This window comes from Bacteroides sp. RTP21281st1_H5_RTP21281_210402 (assembly GCF_040918965.1).
GTDB classification, from domain to species: domain Bacteria; phylum Bacteroidota; class Bacteroidia; order Bacteroidales; family Bacteroidaceae; genus Bacteroides; species Bacteroides congonensis.
Map to the genome: position 1 here is coordinate 1 of NZ_JBCOWR010000051.1, position 1,626 is coordinate 1,626.

At 42.8% G+C, this 1,626-nt stretch carries 1 protein-coding gene; it reads left to right on the top strand.

What is annotated here, in order from left to right:
• Positions 1-1,583, top strand: a 1,583-nt coding sequence (locus AB5443_RS25260; RefSeq protein ID WP_368114596.1) for an IS1182-like element ISBf3 family transposase, incomplete at its 5' end; no start/stop codon positions are given.
• Positions 1,584-1,626 lie beyond the last annotated feature (43 nt).

Consider the following 1,626-nt stretch of genomic DNA (forward strand, 5'->3'; position numbering starts at 1 on the left):
CGACCGACCCAGTCCGCATCGTGAATGCTGTTATTGACAATCTCAATCTTGAGAGTTTCAAGAAGCTTTATAAGGAAACGGGCCGTTGTCCTTATCATCCTAAAATGATGCTTAAGGTGATAATCTACGCCTACATGAATAATATCTATTCTTGCCGTAAAATAGAGAAGCACCTCCTTCGTGACATTCATTATATTTGGCTTGCCGGTAATGAGCATCCGGATTTTATCACGATCAACCGTTTTCGTAACCGTGTAAAGGAGGAAATAAATAATGTATTTACCCAGTTGGTTCTTGTCCTTGCCGATAAAGGTTTCATCAGCCTTGATGTAGAGTATATCGACGGCACCAAGATTGAATCCAAAGCCAACAAATATACTTTTGTCTGGCGCAAGACAGTCGAACGGAACCGTACGATACTAATGGATAAAATCCGTATTCTCTTGGAGCAGGTGGATCAAGCCATTGCACAGGAGAACTCTATAAAAGACACATCCGTGGAGTTTACTCCCTGCAGGCTCTCTGACATAGTGGATGAACTTAAAGAAGCCCTGGAACGCCAGCCTGCAACAAAGGATAAGGAAGAAAAGAAAGCCCTGCGCAAAAAGAAGAAGCAGGTCATGGAACTTGAAGGGTATCGTGACAAGCTGATAGAATACGACAATCACCTTGATACCCTTGGAGAACGTAACTCCTATTCCAAAACCGATCCTGGTGCCACATTCATGCGCATGAAAGAAGATGCCATGAAGAACGGGCAGACCAAACCCGGATATAATCTGCAAATAGGTACTGAAAACCAATTCATCACAGACTTCCGTCTGTTTCCCAACCCTACCGATACACTGACCCTCATACCTTTTTTCCACTCTTTCCAGTACCGCTATAACCGTTTACCGAATATCTGTGTGGCAGACTCCGGTTACGGTTCGGAAGAAAATTACCGGTTCATGCAGGAGAATGGGATAGAAGCCTTCATCAAGTACAATTACTTCCATAAAGAACAGCGTCCTCGTTATACTCCCAACCCGTTCCATGCCGAAAGTCTCCATTACAATGCCCAAGAGGATTATTACGTTTGTCCTATGGGACAGCACATGAACCGTATAGGAACCAAACGTGACAAGACAGCGAGCGGATACATCATCGAAAGTGCCCGGTATAAAGCAAAAAGATGCGAAGGTTGCCCTTTGCGTGGCAGTTGTTTTAAAGCTCGGGGGAACCGTATTATAGAAGTCAACCACCGATTAAATCAATACAAACGGCAGGCACGGGAAAGGTTGCTCTCAGAAGAAGGTATCAAGCATAGAGGCAGGAGGTGTATAGAACCAGAGGCTGTGTTTGGACAAATGAAATACAACATGGCATACAGAAGATTCCGGCATGTGGGAGAAGACAAGGTTACAATGGACTTTGCTTTCTTTGCTATAGCCTTTAATATCAAAAAAATGTGTGCTAAACTGATAAAAGAAGGAAAGGGGCTCATTACAGTTGCCAAATATATGTTTATGGGACTATTTATAACCCGATATAATTGGAATATAGCAACTTGTTGCCAAATGCATGAGGAAAAAGCAGCATAGCCAAAAGAAAATATAGCAGAACTGTAAAATATAAAAGAGGTTG